At 72.9% G+C, this 19,606-nt stretch carries 17 protein-coding genes; 8 read left to right on the top strand and 9 right to left on the bottom strand.

Going from position 1 to position 19,606, the window contains the following annotated elements:
* Positions 1-61 precede the first annotated feature (61 nt).
* The 3 genes from AB0M29_RS37615 to AB0M29_RS37605 are packed head-to-tail and all read right to left on the bottom strand — an operon-like array spanning position 62 to position 3,894.
* On the bottom strand, positions 62-1,741 hold the full coding sequence (locus AB0M29_RS37615) for a hypothetical protein (RefSeq protein WP_365391274.1): 1,680 nt from the start codon (positions 1,739-1,741) through the stop codon (positions 62-64).
* Entirely contained in the window at positions 1,732-2,910 is a 1,179-nt protein-coding gene (locus AB0M29_RS37610) for a hypothetical protein (protein WP_365391272.1), read from the bottom strand. The genes AB0M29_RS37615 and AB0M29_RS37610 overlap by 10 nt, the downstream gene beginning before the upstream one ends.
* A gap of 21 nt (positions 2,911-2,931) precedes the next feature.
* Positions 2,932-3,894 carry a phosphatase PAP2 family protein gene (locus AB0M29_RS37605; protein WP_365391270.1) on the bottom strand — a complete coding sequence of 321 codons (963 nt, stop codon included), beginning with the start codon at positions 3,892-3,894 and terminating at the stop codon, positions 2,932-2,934.
* Between the two features lie 239 nt (positions 3,895-4,133).
* On the opposite strand from AB0M29_RS37605, the gene AB0M29_RS37600 reads away from it, so the two are divergent.
* Together AB0M29_RS37600 and AB0M29_RS37595 are read left to right on the top strand one after the other, a co-directional pair.
* Complete coding sequence (locus AB0M29_RS37600) at positions 4,134-4,823, top strand: TetR/AcrR family transcriptional regulator (RefSeq protein WP_365391268.1); 690 nt, start codon at positions 4,134-4,136, stop codon at positions 4,821-4,823.
* Between the two features lie 40 nt (positions 4,824-4,863).
* Positions 4,864-5,460: a histidine phosphatase family protein gene (locus tag AB0M29_RS37595; RefSeq protein ID WP_365391266.1), complete on the top strand. Its 597-nt coding sequence runs from the start codon at positions 4,864-4,866 to the stop codon at positions 5,458-5,460.
* A gap of 325 nt (positions 5,461-5,785) precedes the next feature.
* Here AB0M29_RS37595 and AB0M29_RS37590 read toward each other — a convergent pair whose 3' ends face one another.
* Complete coding sequence (locus tag AB0M29_RS37590) at positions 5,786-7,063, bottom strand: tetratricopeptide repeat protein (protein WP_365391264.1); 1,278 nt, start codon at positions 7,061-7,063, stop codon at positions 5,786-5,788.
* 273 nt (positions 7,064-7,336) lie between these two features.
* On the opposite strand from AB0M29_RS37590, the gene AB0M29_RS37585 reads away from it, so the two are divergent.
* Both AB0M29_RS37585 and AB0M29_RS37580 read left to right on the top strand, forming a co-directional pair.
* A complete protein-coding gene (locus AB0M29_RS37585) occupies positions 7,337-7,735 on the top strand; it encodes a hypothetical protein (RefSeq protein ID WP_365391311.1) in 399 nt (132 codons plus the stop codon).
* A gap of 7 nt (positions 7,736-7,742) precedes the next feature.
* Entirely contained in the window at positions 7,743-8,618 is an 876-nt protein-coding gene (locus AB0M29_RS37580; protein ID WP_365391262.1) for a fused MFS/spermidine synthase, read from the top strand.
* A 51-nt stretch (positions 8,619-8,669) separates the two neighbouring features.
* On the opposite strand, the gene AB0M29_RS37575 is transcribed toward AB0M29_RS37580, so the two are convergent.
* Entirely contained in the window at positions 8,670-9,215 is a 546-nt protein-coding gene (locus AB0M29_RS37575) for a hypothetical protein (protein ID WP_365391260.1), read from the bottom strand.
* A gap of 124 nt (positions 9,216-9,339) precedes the next feature.
* Between AB0M29_RS37575 and AB0M29_RS37570 the strand changes: the two genes are divergently transcribed.
* The 3 genes from AB0M29_RS37570 (at position 9,340) to AB0M29_RS37560 (ending at position 13,129) form a co-directional block, all read left to right on the top strand.
* Positions 9,340-10,044, top strand: coding sequence for a response regulator transcription factor (locus AB0M29_RS37570; RefSeq protein WP_365391258.1), 705 nt, complete (start codon positions 9,340-9,342; stop codon positions 10,042-10,044).
* Entirely contained in the window at positions 10,041-11,423 is a 1,383-nt protein-coding gene (locus AB0M29_RS37565) for a HAMP domain-containing sensor histidine kinase (RefSeq protein WP_365391256.1), read from the top strand. The genes AB0M29_RS37570 and AB0M29_RS37565 overlap by 4 nt, the downstream gene beginning before the upstream one ends.
* A 218-nt stretch (positions 11,424-11,641) precedes the next feature.
* Complete coding sequence (locus tag AB0M29_RS37560; protein ID WP_365391254.1) at positions 11,642-13,129, top strand: cellulose binding domain-containing protein; 1,488 nt, start codon at positions 11,642-11,644, stop codon at positions 13,127-13,129.
* An 88-nt stretch (positions 13,130-13,217) separates the two neighbouring features.
* On the opposite strand, the gene AB0M29_RS37555 is transcribed toward AB0M29_RS37560, so the two are convergent.
* The 4 genes from AB0M29_RS37555 to AB0M29_RS37540 all read right to left on the bottom strand — a co-directional run bounded on the left by AB0M29_RS37555 (position 13,218) and on the right by AB0M29_RS37540 (position 18,091).
* Positions 13,218-14,711 carry a GH1 family beta-glucosidase gene (locus AB0M29_RS37555; RefSeq protein ID WP_365391252.1) on the bottom strand — a complete coding sequence of 498 codons (1,494 nt, stop codon included), beginning with the start codon at positions 14,709-14,711 and terminating at the stop codon, positions 13,218-13,220.
* 78 nt (positions 14,712-14,789) lie between these two features.
* Positions 14,790-15,713, bottom strand: a complete 924-nt coding sequence (locus AB0M29_RS37550) for a carbohydrate ABC transporter permease (protein ID WP_365391250.1) — start codon at positions 15,711-15,713, stop codon at positions 14,790-14,792.
* A 3-nt stretch (positions 15,714-15,716) separates the two neighbouring features.
* The gene (locus tag AB0M29_RS37545) at positions 15,717-16,655 is read right to left on the bottom strand and encodes a sugar ABC transporter permease (RefSeq protein ID WP_365391248.1); all 939 of its coding nucleotides are present in this window, start codon (positions 16,653-16,655) and stop codon (positions 15,717-15,719) included.
* Between the two features lie 83 nt (positions 16,656-16,738).
* Positions 16,739-18,091: an ABC transporter substrate-binding protein gene (locus tag AB0M29_RS37540; protein ID WP_365391247.1), complete on the bottom strand. Its 1,353-nt coding sequence runs from the start codon at positions 18,089-18,091 to the stop codon at positions 16,739-16,741.
* Between the two features lie 329 nt (positions 18,092-18,420).
* On the opposite strand from AB0M29_RS37540, the gene AB0M29_RS37535 reads away from it, so the two are divergent.
* Entirely contained in the window at positions 18,421-19,443 is a 1,023-nt protein-coding gene (locus tag AB0M29_RS37535; protein WP_365391309.1) for a LacI family DNA-binding transcriptional regulator, read from the top strand.
* The last annotated feature ends 163 nt before the right edge of the window (positions 19,444-19,606 follow it).

The following is a 19,606-nucleotide window of genomic DNA, read 5'->3' as shown; positions in this document are numbered from 1 at the left end:
AAGCCGCGCGCCTGCGCGGGAGCCGCGGCCTGCCGGCCGGCGGGTCCCGGTACGTCCTGCGTCACAGATAGTCCTCCGCCGTCACGGGGTCGGGACGCTCCGGCGGCGCGGCCGCGTCCGGCGGCCCCCCGTGCGTCCATGGCGTGTCCTGCGGCTCCGGCAGGCCGGGCCCGCCGCGCGGATCGTGCTCGAAGAAGGTGAAGACCACGCGGTCGCCGGGCCCGGGCACCGAACCCTCCTTCGGGACGCGCCCGCTCCCCATCCCCCCGGTCAGCCGCACCACGACGCGGGCGCGCCCGCCGGTGGCCGGGCCCGACATCTCCCACGCGCCCGCGTCCGCTGCATCCGCCGCGCCCACCGCGTCTGCCGCCCCGGCCGCGCCCGCGTCGGCTGCCTTCGCCGCCCCACCCACGCTCGCCGTGTCCGCCGCTTCGACCGACACCAGTTCCGCGGACTGCGCCGAGCGGGCGCCGGGGACAGCGCGGTACGCCTTCGTCCCCGGTTCGGCCTGTGGGCGGTCGTCGGTCAGCAGGGTCAGGAGGGGGCGGGGCATCGGCCGCTTGCCGTCGGAGTACGCCATCTCCACCGCGGTGATCTCGCCCGCGACCGCCTCACCGGCCAGTCTGCGGGCGGCCATCGTCAGCGGGTCGTCCAGCGCCTCCTGCGCGGCCAGCCTGGCCTGCGCGGTCTCACGGCCCGCGAGCTTCTGGGCGGCGGCGATGGCGCCGTCCCGCTTGGGCTGCGGCGGCTCGCCCGCCGCCAGCCGGTCGCGGTGCCCGGTGAAGGACCAGCGGTCCCGCTTCCAGCGGTCCGCCACATGCGCGGCCTCCGGCAGCGCGCGCAGCAGGTCGAGACCGCGCCACACGTCGTCCCAGGTCGGCAGCAGCTGCGACGCCACGAGCCGCCGCACCTCCTCCTCCGCGGCGGCGACCGCGCGGGCGGCGTCCGGGCCGGTCGCGGCCCGCGCCGCGTCGTAACGGGCCATCGCCGGGGCCAGCGCCGCGTTGTCGAAGACCGGGTCGGTGGCCGGGCCCGCGGGCGGGCTGAGCAGCAGGCCGTCCTTGCCGCGGTCGGTCTGGGCGCTCTCCGCGGCGGTCGCCCCGTCGCTGCCCGGCGGAGGCGCTATCCAGGCGAGCAGCGCGCCCAGGTGCTGGTCCTCCATCGAGGACTGCCCGGTCGCCCAGTGCCGGGTGAGCAGTTCGGTCATCGCCACCAGCAGCGCGCTGCCGGGCGTACGGGCCCGCTCCGCGTAGTGCGTCAGCCACCGGCCGAGCAGCGGCACCGGCACCGGCACCGGGTGCGGGGCGTCACTGTCCTCGACGGTGCGCAGGAAGCGCGTGGAGCGGCCGAGCAGGCGTACGTACTCCAGCGCCGCGCTGTTGGGCACCACGATCTGCACGGCGTCGGCGCAGACCTCGCTCTCCTCCCGGTTACGGGTGGCGGGCTCGATCTCCACCTCCCGCGTGTACTCCTCGATCCGCGGCAGCGCGGCGTCGGCCAGCCCCGCGAAGAAGGCGAACCGCAGGTCGCGGTCGAGGGGCTGCGGCACCACCAGCAGGGTGGGGTCCTCCCGCCGGGTGCCGATCAGCGCCCCCAGCGGCGCGCCCGCCTCACCCGCGGTGGTGAGCGGCACGAACACCAGCGGCTCCGCCGCCAGATACCGGTGCCGCACGGTCGCGGCAGGCACCGCCCGCCCCCCGGCCACAGCCTCCGCCCGCGCCAGCGTCTCCATCAACGACACGCCCGCTCCTCCGTTTCCGCACGCGCCCCTTGCCGGGGAGCGGCGACCGGGACGGGTTCCGCCGCGCGCAGCGCTTCCGCCCGGAGGGTCGCGGCGCGGCGGAGGGCGGCCACCGCGGGGTCGGCGGGGTCGCCGGAGTGGGCAGTGGCGGCGGACAGGACGGCCTCCACGGTGGTGAGGGTGCCGAGGTCGGCGCGCAGGGAGCGGCCCAGGGACTCCACGCAGCCGTCGGCGCGGGAGCGGTCGCGGCAGTGGAAGGCGAGTTCGCAGGTGGACAGGCACTCGGGGGCGTAGGCGGCGGGCACGGCGTCCACCGCGGCCGTCAGCTCCAGCCGCGGGCGGGTGGCGGTGCGGCCGTCGTCGGCGTACCGCAGGTCGAAGGTGGCGCCCTCGGGCAGGGCGGCGGCGATCTCCTCGATCCGGGTGAGCCGGGCCAACTGCCGCCGGGTGACCGAGAGCTGCTTGCGTACGTCGACCCACTCGGCGGTCGGCAGGTTGGAGAAGTCCTTCGGGCAGACCAGCAGCACGTCGGGCCGCGCGCGCCCCGCGGTCACCTCGTCGAGCGCGAGGACGTAGACCGCCGCCTGCCGGGCCGCCGCGCCGACCTTCAGCGCGTCGGCGCCGCCGTCCAGGATCGGGAAGGACTTGATCTCCACGACCGTCCAGCGGCCGTCCGGCGCGACGGCCACCGCGTCCGGCTCCAGATACGCCACCGAGCCCGCGACCTCCAGCGCCAGCAGCGGGTGGTCGAGCAGCGTCCAGACCCCCGCGGCGGCCCGCTCACCGGCCTCCTCCAGGGCCAGCCGGGTGCGGGCGGCCCGCCCCTCGGGGCCCGGCGCCGACAGGTCGGGGACCACGGCGGCCGTCCCGCCCGCGCCCTCGGCGCCCAGCAGCCGCAGCAGCTCCGCGCAGTCGTCCCGCTTCACCCGCGCCTCGAAGGCGTGCCCCCGGGAGAAGGCGAACCGCGACTGGCCGAACCGGGCGGGCGCGCCCAGCACTTCGGCGACGGCGCCCTTGTCGACCCCGGCGGCGTCCAGCAGGGCCCGTCTGCGGCAGCCGGGGTTGGCGGCCAGGGCGGCCAGCGCCCGGGCGTCGAGCGGACGGGGGGAGACACCGGGACCGCGCAGCGCGGTCAGCCGCTCCCGTAGCGAGTCGTGCGTAGTGCTCACCCGCGAAAGTGTGGCACCCGGCTAGGACATCCGGCCGCGTCCGGCGTGTTCTCCCGCCGGACGGCCGTCCCCGGACTCCGCCCGGTCACCCTCCGCGCGGTCGCCGTCCACGGCCGCGGCGGGCGCGTCCTGCGGGGACGTCGGCCGCTGCGCGGGCACCTTGTGGGACGCGACCTCGTGCGAGGCGCCGTCGGCCGAGCCGTCGTGGAGGACGCGCCCGTAGCGGTTGTGCAGCTTGTCGACCACCCGCAGGGCGGGCTTGGCCAGCAGGAAGCCGAGGCCCATCACCGCGACACCGGCAGCGGCGTCCAGCAGGTAGTGGTTGGCGGTGCCCATCACGACCAGGGCGGTCATCAGCGGGTAGATCACCCCGAGGGTGCGGACGAACCAGTTGCGCCCGTAGCGCCACAGCATGATCCCGCACCACAGCGACCAGCCCACGTGCAGGCTGGGCATCGCCGCGTACTGGTTGGTCAGATGTCCCATCCCGCGCGGCGCGCTCGCGTCGCCGCCCCACCAGCCGTACGAGCCGTACTGCTGCATGGTGTCGATGAACCCGTGGCCGCCGATCAGCCGCGGCGGGGCGGTGGGCAGCGTGGTGAAGCCGATCAGGCCGATCAGGGTGGAGATCAGCAGCCAGGTGCGGGCCACCCGGTAGTGGGTGGGGCGGCGGCGCCACAGCCAGACCAGGATCGTCGGCGTCACGATGTAGTGCAGCGAGGCGTAGGCGAAGTCCGCGGGCACGCCCAGAAAGGCGTGGTCCGTGAAGAGCTGGTTGAACCAGCCCTCCGGGTCCAGGTGCAGCCACTGCTCGAAGTGCAGGATGTCGACGCCGTGCCCGACGGCGTCGTCCACGTCACCGCGGACCAGCAGCCGTCCCGCCGAGTACAGGCCATAGATGATGGCGATCAGCGGTAGCTCGGTCCACCAGCGCAACCTGCCTCGGTAGGAGGCGGCTCGCGGCGCGGTGGCGGTGATCGTCATGCGGACGTCTCTCCAGGTTCTCCGTTGGCCGCGGAGGCGGTCGTGGACTCTTTTGGCGTACCCTCTACCGTACGACGTACGTTAGACCGTACGCACACCGCCTCGGGATTTTCGCTGGAACACCGAGTTCGTACGGTGTTCAACCTCTCGTGGCAGGGTATGCGTAGCACAGGACGCCCGGTCCGCTCCTCCGGGTTGCCCGCCGCGAGGTACTCAAGGACGAGAAACCAGAGATTCCGATGTCCGTCACTGAGCCGGTCCGCTCCCCACGGCGCCGCGCACCCCGCAATTCGCTCAACCCCGACCGTATCCTCGATGCCGCCATCACCCTGCTCGACCGCGACGGCGCCGAGGCGTTCACCATGCGCGCCCTCGCCGAGGAACTGGGGGTCGGCACCATGGCGGTCTACTCCCATTTCCGTGGCAAGGACGAGATCAGCGACGCCGTCGCGCAGCGGCTCATGGACACGATAGAGCTTCCCTCCACCGGCGCGGGCGACCCCCGGGGTGAACTCCGGGAGGTCTGCAGGGGTGTCTACCGGCTGTTCACCGAGCACCCCTCCGCGCTCCAGCTGCTCACCATCCGCCCGCTGCGCGGCGACGACGCGATCGCGGTCATCGACCGCATGCTCGAACTGCTGCGCCGCACCGGCCTCGACCGCACCGACGCCGCCCGCGCCCATGTCGCCCTGATGCAGTACACGGTCGGGTCCGCGCTGTGGAACACCCGGCGGGCCCGGGCGATGTGCGAGGAGGGGGTACGCGAGCGGGTGCACAGCAAACTCGGCGCGCTGTCCGCCGACCGCTACCCGGCCCTGGTCAGCCTCGCGCCGGAACTGCTGCGCGTGCAGGACGACGGCGGCGCGCAGTACGAGCACGGGCTCGACGCGATGCTGGAGGGCCTGCTCGGAGGGGGGCACGGGCTCTGAGCGAGAATGGGGGCCCGCTCCCGAGGAAAGGCTCCGCCGCATGGCTCCGCGCATCCTTCTGGTCAGGCACGGCCAGACGGAATGGTCCCTGTCCGGGCGGCACACCGGGCGCACCGACATTCCGCTGACCGCGGAGGGCCGCAGGACCGCGGCCGTGCTCGGTGAGCGGCTGCGGCGGGAACCCTGGGGCGGCCTGCCCGACGTGGAGGTCAGGACGAGCCCGCTGGTCAGGGCCTCGGCCACCTGCGATCTCGCCGGGTTCGGCGACGGGCGCGCCAAGGAGTGGGACGCCCTGCTGGAGTGGGACTACGGCACCTACGAGGGGCTGACGCCCGCCGAGCTGCAGGCCATGCGGCCCGGCTGGAACATCTGGCGGGACGGGGTCCCCGGCGGCGAACCGCTGGCCGAGGTCGCGGCACGGGCCGACGACGTCATCTCCTGGGCCCGGTCCGCCGACCGCGACGTCCTCGTCTTCGCCCACGGCCACTTCCTGCGCACCCTCGGCGCCCGCTGGCTCGGCTTTCCCCCGACCTTCGCCGCCTCCCTCCGCCTCGACCCCGCCTCCCTCTCCATCCTCGGCTGGGCCTACGCCGCGCCCGCCCTCGAACGCTGGAACGACACCGGGCACCTCGGCTGACGTCTGCGCCTGCTCCGCGTGGGTGGGGTCGGGGCCCTGGCGGGGTATCTCCTCGGGCGCCAAACACTTGCCGGGTGTATTGGCTTCTGCGGGGGGAGTGTTCGGCGCCCTGCGGGGACACCCCGCCATGTCCCCTCCCGGGTCGGATGTTGGCTACCGGTCGACTGGGGTCGAAAAGCCTGAGGGGGCCGGGGGTGCAGGCGGAGGGTCTCGAAATGCTGCCGGATATTTGTGGCGGGGAAGAGTCCGCCGATGACGAAGCGCCAGAAGCGCCGTAAATATCCGATTTCGAGGCCCTTCGCCGGAACCCCCGGCCCCCGACCCCCTAGGCCGCGCTGGTGAGCAGGGTGCGGATGCGGGCCGAGCCGATGTGGGTGAGGAGGCGGTGGGCGCGGGTGCGGGCGGCGGCGGCTTCCTCGGGGTGGCCCGAGCGGGCCAGGTTGACGGCGAGCTCGGCCTCGTAGAGCGCGGTGTTGCGGGTGAAGTGCGGGTCCTGGAGGCGGACCGCGGCGCGGGCGGCCTCGGCGGCCCTGCCGTGGACGCCGAGGGCCGACCACGCCTGGGCCTCGAGCCCCGCCAGCTCGGCCTCGCCGAAGAAACTCATCCAGCCGGGATCCGCGTCCCGCGGCCCCGCCGCGAAGAGCGACTGGGCCCGCGCCAGCGCCCGCTCGCAGCCGCGCTGGTCACCGAGCCCCGCACGGCCGCCCGCTTCCCGCAGGGAGAGCAGCGCCAGCAGCCGGGGCGAGCCGAAGCCGCGGGCCAGCAACTGGGCGGCCTGCGCGGCCCGTACCGCCTCGCGGGGGCGGCCCGCGTCCCGGGCGAGGAAGGCGGTGTTGCAGAAGGCGTGCACCTCGAGTGCCTGGTCACCGGCCATCCGGGAGGTGGCCAGCGCCTCGGCGTAGTAGGAGCGCGCCTCGGCGAGGCGGCCGGAGTCGTGGGCCAGCCAGCCGACGGACACGGCGAGTTCACCGGCCCCGGCGGCCAGCCCGGCGGTGGCCGCCGGGCCGTACGCGCTCTCGTCGAGCAGCCGGTAGGCGGTCCTGAGCGCGTCACCGGCCGTGTCGTAGAGCCCCTCGGCGCCGTGCCGGTCGTCGTGCAGCCGGATTCGCCGGACGGCCTCGTGGACCGCCCGGACCTCGTCGGCCCCCGTCGGTGCCGTCGTACGGCGGCGGCCGCCCTGCGCGGGGATCAGTGCGGCGGCGATGGCGGCCGAGCCGCCGTTCATGAACGCGCGACGCAGCACGTCGCTCTCCTCGTACATCGGACCGGACATTGGGTGGGGAATGGGCTCTTGCGTGGGGGCGGCCGCGGCCGCCGCCCGCCGGCCGCGGACCGCCTGGCGTGGGGCGAAGCCGAGGTCCGCCGGGGTGAGGCCGGGGAACATATGGCGGAAGACCCGCTCGTAGGCGTAGTTGGGGCAGCGGATCTCGCCCGCCTCCAGCCGCCCGATGTACCGGGCGTCGCAGCTGACCTGCTCGCCGATCTCCCGCGCCGCCCGCCGTACCGCGGCCGCGAACTCGCCCGGCGACAGACCGCCCCGCACCCGCCGGAAGGCGGTGTTGGCGACGGGAACGGGGGAGGAGGAAGCGGCGGACGACGTCATGACGGACACTCCCGGACGGACGGTGCCGCTCGGCGGCGGGACGACGGTACCGGCGTCCGGGTACCCACAAAGCACGAATTCCCGTACAAAACGGATATCTCACGCACCATCCGCCATGAAACGCCACCCCTTACGGCATGAATCCGGCGTAGCCGTTGACGCCACGACGCGTTGTAACGGTGTGGCGCCGATCACATCGTGAGCGTGAGGAGAGTTGCCTTGTTGGACACCAGCGGGTCACACACGTCGGGTCCGAGCACGGAGCGCAGCGAACTGCCGCCGCCGTGCGAGCTGGTGACCGTGCCGGCCAGGCAGGGTCTCGAAGCGGTGGACATCCTGCGGCTGAGTACCGGAGTGGGCCCGGTGCTGCACGACAACGCGGGGGACCGCCTCGGCTTCCTGGTGCCGCCGGGCACCGCGGACTGCTGGGACCTGCCCGGCAGTTCGTGTACGAGGACCGACGGCCGCGGGCTGGTGCTGGACGGCGAGCCGCCGGTCGAGGACACCGGCTGGCTGGTGCCGCCGCACACCGACACCGCCGTGACCGACCCGGCGGTGCTGCGGGCGGCGCTCGGCACCGCGGCCCGCACCATTGAGCTGGCCGACGGCTACCGGGCGAGCGAGGTGCGGCGCGTCGCTGACGTGCGGGACCACCGCGCGCCGGGCCGATAATCGGAGCATGGCAGCAGGAAGACGGCAGGGCGGTGGCGGCAGAGCGCGTACCCCGGAGGCGGTGACCGCCCCGGTGGACGGCGGACTCGCCGAACTCCGCCCCGACCGTGAGCGGCCGCGCGGCTGGAGCCTGCTCGTCGACGGCGCGCCGCAGTCCCATGTCGACCTCGACGACCCCGCCCACCTGGACTTCTCGTACCAGCGCAGGCTCGGCCACATCGTGGACCTGGCCGCGCCGCCCGGCCGCCCGCTGCAAGTGCTGCACCTGGGTGGCGGCGCGCTCACCCTGGCCCGGTACACCGCCCACACCCGGCCGCGCTCCACCCAGCAGGTGATCGAGCTGGACACGGCGCTCACCGAGCTGGTGCGGGCCGAGCTGCCGTGGGACCGCGGATGGCGGATCAAGGTGCGCGGCGGTGACGCGCGGGCGGGCCTGGCGAAGCTCCCCGAGGGCTGGGCGGACCTGGTGATCGCCGATGTCTTCGGCGGTGCCCGCACCCCCGCCCACCTCACCAGCGCGGAGTTCCTCGCCGAGGTGCGGCGGGTGCTGCGCCCGGACGGGACCTACGCGGCCAACCTCACCGACGGCGGCGCGCTGGCCTTCCTGCGCACCCAGATCGCCACCGTACGCGCCGCGTTCGCGCAGGTCTGCCTCGCCGCGGACCCCGCGGTGCTGCGCGGCAGGCGGTTCGGGAACCTGATCCTGCTCGCCGCCGACCACGAGCTGCCGGTCGCCGAGCTGACCCGCAGGGTCGCCTCCGACCCGCACCCCGGCCGGGTCGAACACGGCCGCGCGCTGGCCGACTTCGCGGGCGGCGCGGCGGTGGTCACCGACGCGACGGCCGCCGCCTCACCGCCCCCACCGCCGGCCGTCTTCGACTGAGACCGCGAACGCCGGGGCTCGCCTGGGCCGCCACGATCCGCCGGACAGGACCTAGTCCTCGAACGCCTCGACCGTCGGCGGATGGCCGTTCCAGGTGCAGAAGACCGACGACGAGCCGCCGCCCGAGGTCTGCGTGAAGGTCACCCGCAGCCAGCCGTCCTGCGTCCAGACCTGCATCTGCCAGCCCGGGTTGGGCGTGGCGGAGACCAGCGAGGCCGAGGTGGGGCCGAGGTCCAGGGCGACCCGGCCGCCGTCGACCGTGTAGCTGTGCACATTGCCGGTGTCGCTGCTGGCCGACGAGGTGGAGCGGGGCGTGCCCGGCGGCCGCTTGGGCGGCAGCGGCGCCTTGGTGGTGCGGGTCGGGGAGGCCGACGGGGGTGTGGTGGCGGGGGAGGTGGGCGAACGGGTCTCCGGCGGCTTCGGGCGGTGCGTGGACGAGGCGACCGGCGGGCCGAGGTCGGAGACCGGCAGTGCCCGCGGCGGGTCGTAGGCAGTACGCAGCACGGAGTGGACGCCGAACCACGACAGCGTCACGGCCACCGCGGTGGCCAGCATCCACGCGGCGGCGTGGAGAAGTCCTCTGTGCACCCGCGCCATACTGCCGTACCCCCGCGGCCGCCGGGAACACGCGTCCGATGCGCCCCCCTGTGCCCCGGCGTGTACACCGCGGATCCGTCACCGAAGAGGAACGGGTTGCCCCGGATGGGCTAGGTTGCCGCGCATGGCAAGTGTGCTCGTCGTCGAGGACGACCAGTTCGTGCGCTCCGCCCTCATCCGGCACCTCACCGAGGCCGCCCACACCGTACGCAGTGTGGGCACGGCCCTGGAGGCGCTGCGCGAGGTCGCGCAGGTCGGCTTCGACGTGGTGATCCTGGACCTCGGCCTGCCCGACCTCGACGGGTCGGAGGCGCTGAAGATGCTGCGCGGGCTCAGCGACGTCCCGGTGATCATCGCCACCGCGCGTGACGACGAGGCCGAGGTGGTGCGGCTGCTCAACGCGGGCGCGGACGACTACCTGATCAAACCGTTCTCCGTCGAGCACCTGTCGGCCCGGCTGGCCGCGGTGCTGCGCCGCGCCAACAGCCGCTCCGCCGCGCCCCCCGCCGACGCGCTGATCCATGTCGGCGGCCTGCACATCGACGTGCGGCGGCGCGCGGCCACCCTCGACGGCGTCGTCCTCGACCTGACACGGCGCGAGTTCGACCTGCTGGCGTTCCTCGCCGCCCGGCCCGGTGTGGTCGTGGGGCGCCGCGAACTGCTCGCCGAGGTCTGGCAGCAGTCGTACGGCGACGACCAGACCATCGACGTGCACCTGTCGTGGCTGCGGCGCAAGCTCGGCGAGACGGCGGCCAGGCCGCGCTATCTGCACACCCTGCGCGGGGTGGGCGTGAAGCTGGAACCACCGGTCGTGGAGCGCCCGCTGTGAGATGGGCCCTGGTCAAGGTGTGCCTGGCGGTCACGGCGATGGTCGTGATCGCCTTCGCCGTACCGCTCGGCCTGGTCGTCAAGGAGATGGCCAGGGACCGGGCGCTCACCAGCGCCGAGCGGCAGGCCGCCGCGATCGGGCCCGCGCTGGCCATCACCACCGACCGCGCCGAGCTGGAACGGGCCGTCGCCACCACCCAGGCCGGGGCCGAGTCCCGGATCGCGCTGCGGGTACCGGCAACCCCCGGCACCCAGACCGTCGAGATCGGCCGCTTCCACGCCACGGCCGCCGCGTTGGACAGCGCGTCGAAGTACGGCGAGGCGGCGACGGTGCACGTGCCCGGCGGGTACGCGCTGCTCCAGCCGACGGCGGTGAGTTCGGGGACGGTCGCGGTGGTCGAGGTCTTCGTGCCGGACGGCGACATCACCCGCGGGGTGGCCACCGCCTGGCTGCTGCTGGCCGCGGTCGGCGTCGGCCTGATCGTCGGCTCGGTGGCCATCGCCGACCGGCTCGGCACCCGGATGATCCGCCCCGCGGTACGGCTGGCGGGCGCCGCCCAGCAACTCGGCGAGGGCGACCTGGCGGTACGGGTACCGGAGGCCGGGCCCACCGAACTGCGGTCCGCGGCGGCCGCGTTCAACGCGATGGCCGACCAGGTCAACCAACTCCTCGCCGGGGAGCGGGAGCTGGCCGCCGACCTGTCGCACCGGCTGCGCACCCCGCTCACCGTGCTGCGGCTCAACACCGCCTCCCTCGGCGACGGTCCGGCCGCCGACCAGACCCGGGCCGCCGTCGCGCAGCTCGAACGCGAGGTCGACCAGATCATCCGCGCCGCCCGCGAGCAGCGCAGCCACGCGCCCGCCGCCGTGGGGTGCGACGCGGCCGAGGTGATACGCGACCGGATGGCGTTCTGGTCGGCGCTCGCCGAGGACGAGGGCCGCGAGGTGCGCTCGGCGGGGGCCGACAAGCCCGTGCGGGTCCCGGTGGCGCGGGCCGAACTGGCCGCCGCGCTCGACGCGATGCTCGGCAACGTCTTCCGGCACACCCCGGAGGGCACCGCCTTCGCGGTCGACGTCCACCGCGGCGAGGACGCCGTCATCGTGCTGGTCTCCGACGCCGGGCCGGGCGTGGCCGACCCCGCGGCGGCGCTGCGGCGCGGCCACGGCGACGGCGGCCAGGGCTCCACCGGACTCGGCCTCGACATCGTGCGCCGCGTCGCCGAGTCCACCGGCGGCGACCTGGCCGTCGGCCGCTCCGTCCTCGGCGGCGCCGAGATCCGGCTCTGGCTCGCCCTCACCCCCGACCCCGCCGCCTCGCCCCACCCCACCCCGGGCCACCGCCGCCGCACCCCCCTGAACCGCCGCCCCGCCAAGTCGTAGCCGGACCGCTGCCGCCACCGTCCCGCGGTCCTGACACCTGTCAGGGCCGCGCGGCCTTCGCGGGGCCCGTGAGGGGTGGCTTGTTTAACGGCCCCCTTTCCCTTCCTTAAGCCCGACATAAGAAGTGGGTCCACGGTCCTGAACTGGGTTTTTGTCCGATCCGGGGGCGCTAGCGTGACGCCGCGTCCCCCTCCCCCAGTCACAGAGGCAGGCTCCAGATGGCAACCACGCACCGCCGCCGCCCCAGCCGCAAGGTCCAGTTCATCGGCGGGGTCACCGCTGTCGCCGCCGTCGCGGGCGGCGCCTTCGCGCTGGCCGGGTCGGCGAGTGCCGCGTCGGTGGGCGCGGTGTACAGCAAGACCAGCGGCTGGACCGGCGGTTACACCGGGCAGTACGAGATCACGAACGAGACGGGCAGCCCGCTGACGGGGTGGACGCTGAAGTTCGACCTGCCGTCGGGGACCACCATCAGCTCGCTGTGGAACGGCTCGTACACGATGTCGGGTCAGACGGTGACCGTCACCGCGGCGAGCTGGAACGCCACGATCGCGGCGCGCGGCAAGGTGGACGTCGGCTTCGTGACGACGTCGAAGGGCACCGCGGGCGACCCGCTCAACTGCCTGATCAACAACGCGAAGTGCTCGGTCTCCGACGGCCCGACGCCGACTCCCACCGGCCACCCCACCGGGACCCCGACCAGTGGCCCGACCCAGACGCCGACCGCGAAGCCGACGGCCACCCCGACGGCCAAGCCGACCGCGACCGCGACGCCGACTCCCACGCCCACCCCGACCAGCCCCGGCTCCACCGCGAGCGGCGGCTTCGCGCCGTACGTGGACACCTCGCTGTACCCCGCGTACGACCTGGTGGCGGCCTCGAAGGCGAACGGCGTCAAGCAGTTCAACCTGGCCTTCGTCGTCTCCGGCGGCGGCTGCGTGCCGAAGTGGGGCGGGGTGACCGACCTGGGCAGCGACGCGGTGGCCGCACAGATCGGCGCGCTGCGGGCGGCCGGCGGTGACGTGCGCGTCTCCTTCGGCGGCGCGAACGGCACCGAGCTGGCCTCCGCCTGCTCCTCGGCCTCCGACCTGGCGGCCGCGTACGGCAAGGCGATCGACCAGTACAAGCTCACCAAGGTGGACTTCGACGTCGAGGGCGGCGCGCTGCCCGACAGCGCGGCCAACACCCGCCGCGCCCAGGCCATCGCCCAACTCCAGCGCAGCCACAGCGGCCTGGAGGTGTCGTACACCCTCCCGGCGATGCCGACCGGCCTCACCCAGGACGGCATCAACCTGCTGAGCAACGCCAAGAGCAACGGGGTGGACATCCACGCCGTCAACATCATGGCGATGGACTACGGGGCCTCGTTCAACGGCGACATGGGCCAGTATGCGATAGACGGCGCCACCGCCACCCAGGCGCAGGTCAAGAGCGTGCTCGGGCTCTCCGACGCGGCCGCGTGGAAGAAGATCGCGGTGACCCCGATGATCGGCGTGAACGACGTCAGCAGCGAGATCTTCACCGTCGCCGACGCCACCCAGCTCGCGAACTTCGCCAAGACCAAGGGCCTGGCGTGGCTGTCGATGTGGTCCGCGACCCGCGACAAGCAGTGCGCCGGCGGTGCCCAGCAGTGGGCCGACGCCACGTGCAGCTCGATCGCGCAGAGCGCGGGCGCGTTCTCGAAGGCCTTCGCCTCCTTCAACGGCTGACACCCCCCCACCAGCCGTTGCGACCGGCCGGCCGTTCCTCTCTCCCCCCCACGGGAGAGGAGCGGCCGGCCGCGGTCGTCGAACGGGGTCAGGACGCCACGGCCCCCGGCCCCGCCTCGTCCGCCTCCTGCGGAAGGACGTTGTCGCGGGCGACCGCCGCGTACCAGTACGCACTCGACTTCGGGATCCGGCGCTGGGTGCTGAAGTCCACGTAGACCGCGCCGAACCGCTTGCTGTAGCCGTACGCCCACTCGAAGTTGTCCATCAGCGACCACAGGAAGTAGCCGCGGACGTCCGCGCCGTCGGCGACCGCGCGGTGCACGGCCGAGAGGTGGCCGCGTAGATAGGCGATCCGCTGCGGGTCGTTGACGGCGCCCTCGGGGGAGAGGTAGTCGTCGTAGGCGGCGCCGTTCTCGGTGACCATCATCGGCAGCCCCGGGTGCTCGCGGGCGATCCGCTGCAGCAGGTCGTACAGCGCCGTGGCGTCGACCGCCCAGCGCATGGCGGTGGTCTCGCCGGGCGCCAGGTGGAAGGCCACGTGCTCGGACCCGGGCCACGGCGAGTGGTCGCTGGCGCCGTGCCCGTCGTTGCGGGTCAGATCGGTGCCGGGGGTGCTGTCGCGGCCGTCGGAGACCAGGGTGGGTGTGTAGTAGTTGATGCCCAGCAGGTCGATCGGGCGGCTGATCTCCGCGAGGTCGCCGTCCTTGACCAGCGACTCCCAGTCGACCAGGTGCGCGGTGTCGGCCAGCAGGTCGGCGGGGTAGGCGCCGTCCAGGATCGGGCCGGTGAAGACCCGGTTGCCGACGGCGTCGATCCGGCGGGCCGCGTCCTGGTCGGCGGCCGAGGAGCTGACCGGCCGGATCTGGTGCAGATTGAGGGTGATCGAGGTCTGCGCCGTGTCGGGGAGAACGGAACGCAGCACCCCGATCGCCCGGCCATGGGCGAGGTTGAGGTGGTGGGCGGCCTTCAGCGCGGACTCCGGCTCGGTACGGCCGGGCGCGTGCACGCCTGAGCCGTAACCCAGGAAGGCCGAGCACCACGGCTCGTTGAGCGTCGTCCAGTACGGGACCCGGTCGCCGATGGCGCCGGCCACGATGCCCGCGTACTCCGCGAACCGCTCGGTGGTCTCGCGTACGGTCCAGCCGCCGATGTCCTCCAGGTCCTGCGGCAGGTCCCAGTGGTAGAGGGTGGCGACCGGGGTGATGCCGCGCTCCAGCAGCGCGTCGGTCAGCGAACGGTAGAAGTCCAGGCCGCGCTGGACGGCCGGGCCGCGGCCGGTGGGCTGCACCCGCGACCAGGAGACGGAGAACCGGTAGGCGCCCAGGCCGAGTTCGGACATCAGGGCGACGTCGTCACGGAAGCGGTGGTAGTGGTCGGCCGCGATGTCGCCGGTGTCCCCGTTGAGGACCCGGCCGGGGGTGTGGCTGAAGGTGTCCCAGATCGAGGGGGTGCGGCCGTCCTCGGCCGCGGCGCCCTCGATCTGGTAGGCGGCGGTGGCCGCCCCCCAGACGAAGCCGGGGGGGAAGCGGAGCGAGGGCGGGCTCGTGGAGAGTCCAGTGCTCTCGGAGCGGACAGCGGTCATGACAGGGGACTCCAGGGGAATCAGGGGTAAGCGGGGGAGAGGGCCGGCGGGGCGAGAGGCCGGCGGGGGCGGTCGGGGTCAGCTCTTCACGGCACCCGCGGTGATGCCGCTGACGATCTGCCGGCCGAGCACCGCGAAGACCAGCAGCAGCGGAAGGGTGGCGACCAGCGCCGCGCACACCACGACCGCGTGGTCGATCTGGTGGTTGCCGGAGCCGACACCGGCCAGCGCGACCTGCACCGTCGGGTTCTGCTGGCTGAGCGCGATGAACGGCCAGAAGAAGTCGTTCCACGACTGGACGAAGACCAGCATCCCCAGCACCGCCATCGCCGGGCGGGCGATCGGGAACACCACGTGCCAGATGATCCGCAGGCTGTGCGCGCCGTCCACCCGCGCCGCCTCGACCAGCTCGATCGGCAGCGCCTCGGCCAGGAACTGCCGCATGAAGAACACACCGAAGGCCGCCACCAGCGACGGCAGGATCACCGACTGGAGGTGGCCGACCCAGCCCGCCTTGGTGATGATCTGGTACAGCGGGATCACGGTGAGCTGCGGCGGCACCGTCATCGTGGCGACCACGACGGTCAGCAGCGCGTTGCGGCCGCGGAACTCCAGCTTGGCGAAGGCGAATCCGGCCAGCGTCGCGAAGAGCACCGTGCTGACCGACACGAACCCGGCCACGATCGTCGAGTTGACCAGGGCCTTGGTCATGTCGACCTGTTCCCAGACGATCTTGAGGTTGTCGATCAGATGGCTGCCGGGCAGCAGCGGCGTCGGCGGGGTGACGATGTCGGTGTCGGTGTGCGAGGCCGCCACCACCGTCCAGTACAGCGGGAACAGCGAGACCAGCGCCGCGAGGATGAGGAACAGATACGCGAGGGGGCCGCCGTCGTGCTGCTTGCCGGCGCCACCAGCACGCACTTTGCGGCGGCGTGCGGTGCGCGGCGGCGCGGAGTGCCGGCGCGACTCGGCCGGCTTGACGGACTCGGTCAGTTGAGCCATGGGTCAGCCCCCCAGCTTCCGGCGGTTGGACCGCAGGACGAGCAGTTGCACGGCGCCGATGAGCAGCAGGATCAGCAGCATCACCCAGGCCACCGCGGACGCCTGGCCGAGCTGGCCGACCTGCCAGCCCTTGTCGTACATGTAGAGGCTCAGCGTCTGGTACTGGTGGTCGGTGCCGCCGGTCGGGCCGACGCCGCCGCCGTAGATCAGCGGCTCACCGAAGAGCTGGGTGGCGCCGATGGTCGACACGATGATGGTGAAGAAGATCGTGGGGCGGATCGAGGGGATCGTCACGCTGAGGAACTGCCGCCAGCGCGAGGCGCCGTCGAGCGCCGCCGCCTCGTACAGATCGGCGGGCACCGCCTGCATCGCGGCCAGGTAGATCAGCGCGTTGTATCCGGTCCAGCGCCAGGTCACGATCGCCGAGATGGCGATCTGCGCGGGCCACTTGGAGGAGTCCCAGCGGATGCCGTGCACACCGACGTGCCCGAGGAACTGGTTGATCATCCCGTAGTCGGGGTTGAACAGCTGGACGAAGACCAGCGCGGCGGCCGCGATCGAGGTGGCGTACGGCGCCAGCACCGCGACCCGGAAGAAACCGCGGGCGCGCAGCTTGTAGTTGAGCAGATGGGCCAGGCCGAGGGCCATCAGCAGCTGCGGCACCGTGGAGATCACACCGAGCGTGAAGGTGTTCCGCAGCGCCTTCCAGAAGAACTGGTTGTCCCACAGGCTCGTGTAGTTGTCGAAGCCCACCCAGGTCCCCGAGCCGCTGTCGCCCAGCTCGACATGGTGCAGTGACAGCCAGCCGGTGTAGATGAGCGGGAAGAGCCCGAAGGCCGCGAAGACGAGGAAGAAGGGGGCGATGTACGCGTACGGCGACGCCTTGGTGTCCAGCCGGTAGAGCCGGGTGCGCCAGCCGGCCGGCGGGGCGGAGATGGCCACGAGGGGCGTCCTTCCGGGGTTGGGGAGGGGGAACACGGACCGCCCGGCAGGCAGGAGTCACTGCCGGGCGGCCCCGATCGGGATTACTCGCCGACCTTGTCCTTGACCTGGGCCTTGACGTTCGACCAGGCCTTGTCGGCGGAGGTGCCGCGCTGCTCCATGTCGAGCAGGCCGTTCTTGGTGATGATGTCCTTGACCGTGCCGTCGTCCGGGCCGATCGGCGCGGGCTGGATGTTGTTGGCCGTGGTCGAGAAGATCTTCCCGATCGGCGCGCCGGAGGTGCCGAAGTAGTCGTTCGTGGCGTTCTGCACCGCCGGGTCGGCCAGACCGGCCTTGTTCGACGGGATGTTGCCGAACTTCTGGAAGACCTTGACCTCCTGGGCGGCGGCGGTCAGCCACTGCGCCAGCGCGGTCGCCTCGGCGGTGTGCTTGCCCGACTTGGGCACGGCCAGGAACGAACCGCCCCAGTTGCCGGCCTGCGGCGGCTGGGCGATGTCCCACTTGCCCTTGTTCGCCGGGCCGGAGTTGCTCGCGACCATGCCGGTCATCCAGCTCGGGCAGGCGATGGTGGCGAACTTGCCGGTCTTGAACGCCGCCGACCACGTGTTGTTGGAGTCGAACTGCTGCAGCTTGGCGGTCAGGCCCTCCTGGACCGCCTTGGCCGACAGCGTCCAGGCGGTCTGCACACCGGGGCTGGAGTCGTAGACGAGCTTGCCGCTGGCGTCCGAGTACTGCGCCGACTGGCTGGACAGCACCGCGTTGAACAGGCCGCCGGCCGAGTCGGTGAAGGCCACGCCGCTGGGCGCCTTGGACTTGAACCGCTCGCCGACCGAGACGAACTTCGCCCAGTCGCCGTTCCACAGCGCGGAGACCTGCGCCGGGTCGGTGGGCAGCCCGGCCTGCTTGAAGAAGTCGGTGCGGTAGCAGATCGCGGTCGGGCCGATGTCGGTGCCGACGCCGATCACCTTGCCGTCGGCGGTGGTGGCCTCCTTCTCCTTGTAGCTCACCCAGTCGTCGGCGTTGAAGCCGCTGACGCTCTTGAAGTCGACGAACTTCGACGCCAGGTTGGGCTGGATGGCCTCGGCGATGTATCCGATCTCGATCGCCTGGATGTCGTCGAGGCCGCTGTTCTGCTGCAGGTGCAGCTTGAGCGAGTCCCAGTACTGCTGGCCGTCGGAGACGTTGTCCTCGACGATCTTGATGTTCGGGTGCAGCTGCTCGTACTCCGAGAAGAGCTTCGCGCCGGTCTTGTCGTCGTAGCCGAACGACCCGAAGTCGCCGATGTGCAGCGTGATCTTCTCGGTGCCGGAGGACGCCTTGCCGCCGCTGTCCGAGGACTTGCTGTCACTGCTGCAACCGGTGATCAGGGTCGCGCAGGTCGCGAGCCCCGCGACCGCGATGACTGCGGCCTTGCGGCTTCTGCCGGAAGTGCGCATTCCACTCTCCTTGTCAGGCTGGTGCTGGCGTGCGGCGCCGTGTGTCCCCCGGGAGACGCGCGGGTGCCGCGGGGTGTCAGGGTTGTGGGAGCGCTCCCACTTAGGCTTGCCGGAACATTCCTGCCTGGGAGGGGTCAGTGTCAAGATGTGAAGTCCTTTTCGTTGCCGGAACGTGTCCGGAGCGGAGTCGCCGTCATTTCTTGAACGCACGGCGTGCTCACGAGCCGCTACGGTGAACGCTGGGTGGGAGCGCTCTCAGGCACTCTCCGGAGTGGGAGCGGCGAGCGCTAAGGTGGCGCCACAGTGGAGTACAGGAGGCGGCAGTGGCCATGAACGGGCGGCACAGCGGTAGGCCCACCCTGGAGGAGGTGGCCGTGCGCGCCGGAGTGGGCCGCGGCACGGTCTCCCGCGTGATCAACGGGTCACCGAGGGTCAGCGACCGAGCGAAGGCCGCGGTCGAGGCCGCCATCGCCGAGCTGGGGTACGTACCGAACCGGGCGGCCCGCGCGCTGGCCGGGAACCGCACCGACGCGATCGCGCTCGTCATCCCCGAGCCGGAGACGCGGCTGTTCGCCGAGCCGTACTTCTCCGACATCATCCGGGGGATCGGCGCGGAGCTGGCCGACACCGACATGCAGCTGCTGCTGACGCTGATCCGCACCCCCAAGGAGCGGGCCCGGTTCGCCCAGTACCTCGCCGCCCACCGGGTGGACGGCGTGCTGCTGGTGTCGGTGCACGAGGACGATCCGCTGCCGGATCTGCTCGAACAGCTGGAGATGCCCGCGGTGCTGAACGGGCGCCGCAGCGACCTGGAGTCCGTGTCGTACGTCGACGCCGACAACGTCGGCGGGGCGCGCGCCGCGGTCGCCCACCTCGTGGCGCGCGGCCGGCGGGCCGTGGCCACCATCACCGGGCCGCCGGACATGTACGTGGCCCGCTGCCGCCTCGACGGCTACCGGCAGGCGGTGGTCGAGGCCGGGCTCGGCCTCGACGAGACGCTGGTCGCGCACGGCGACTTCACCGAGGAGGGCGGGCGGCGCGCGATGCGCGAACTCCTCGCCCGGCGCCCGGAGATCGACGCCGTCTTCGCCGCGTCCGATCTCATGGCGGCGGGCGCGCGCCAGGTACTGCGGGAGTCCGGGCGCTCGGTGCCCACCGATGTGGCGCTCGTCGGGTTCGAGGACTCTGCCATCGCCCGCCACATGGACCCGCCGCTCACCAGCGTCCGGCAGCCCACCGAGGAGATGGGGCGCACCATGGCGCGCGTCCTTCTCGAAGAGATCGCCGAACGCGCCTCCGTTCGACGGCACGTCGTCCTGGCCACCGAACTGGTCCAACGCGACTCGGCGTAGCCGCCCGCGCTGGCGTAGTGCCTAGCCCCGTCAGGGGCGCGGGGAACTGCGCGACCAGCCGTCGCGCTCCTGCACGTCACCACCGGCCCCAGTGGGGCAGACGCGTTGCTTTCGGACCACCGGCCCGGTGGGGGCTGAGCGCGCAGTTCCCCGCGCCCCTAAC

This window comes from Streptomyces sp. NPDC051976 (genome assembly GCF_040680795.1).
Lineage (GTDB): Bacteria > Actinomycetota > Actinomycetes > Streptomycetales > Streptomycetaceae > Actinacidiphila.
Note: the sequence above shows the minus strand (reverse complement) of the source record. Positions and strands in the feature narration are given on the sequence as shown.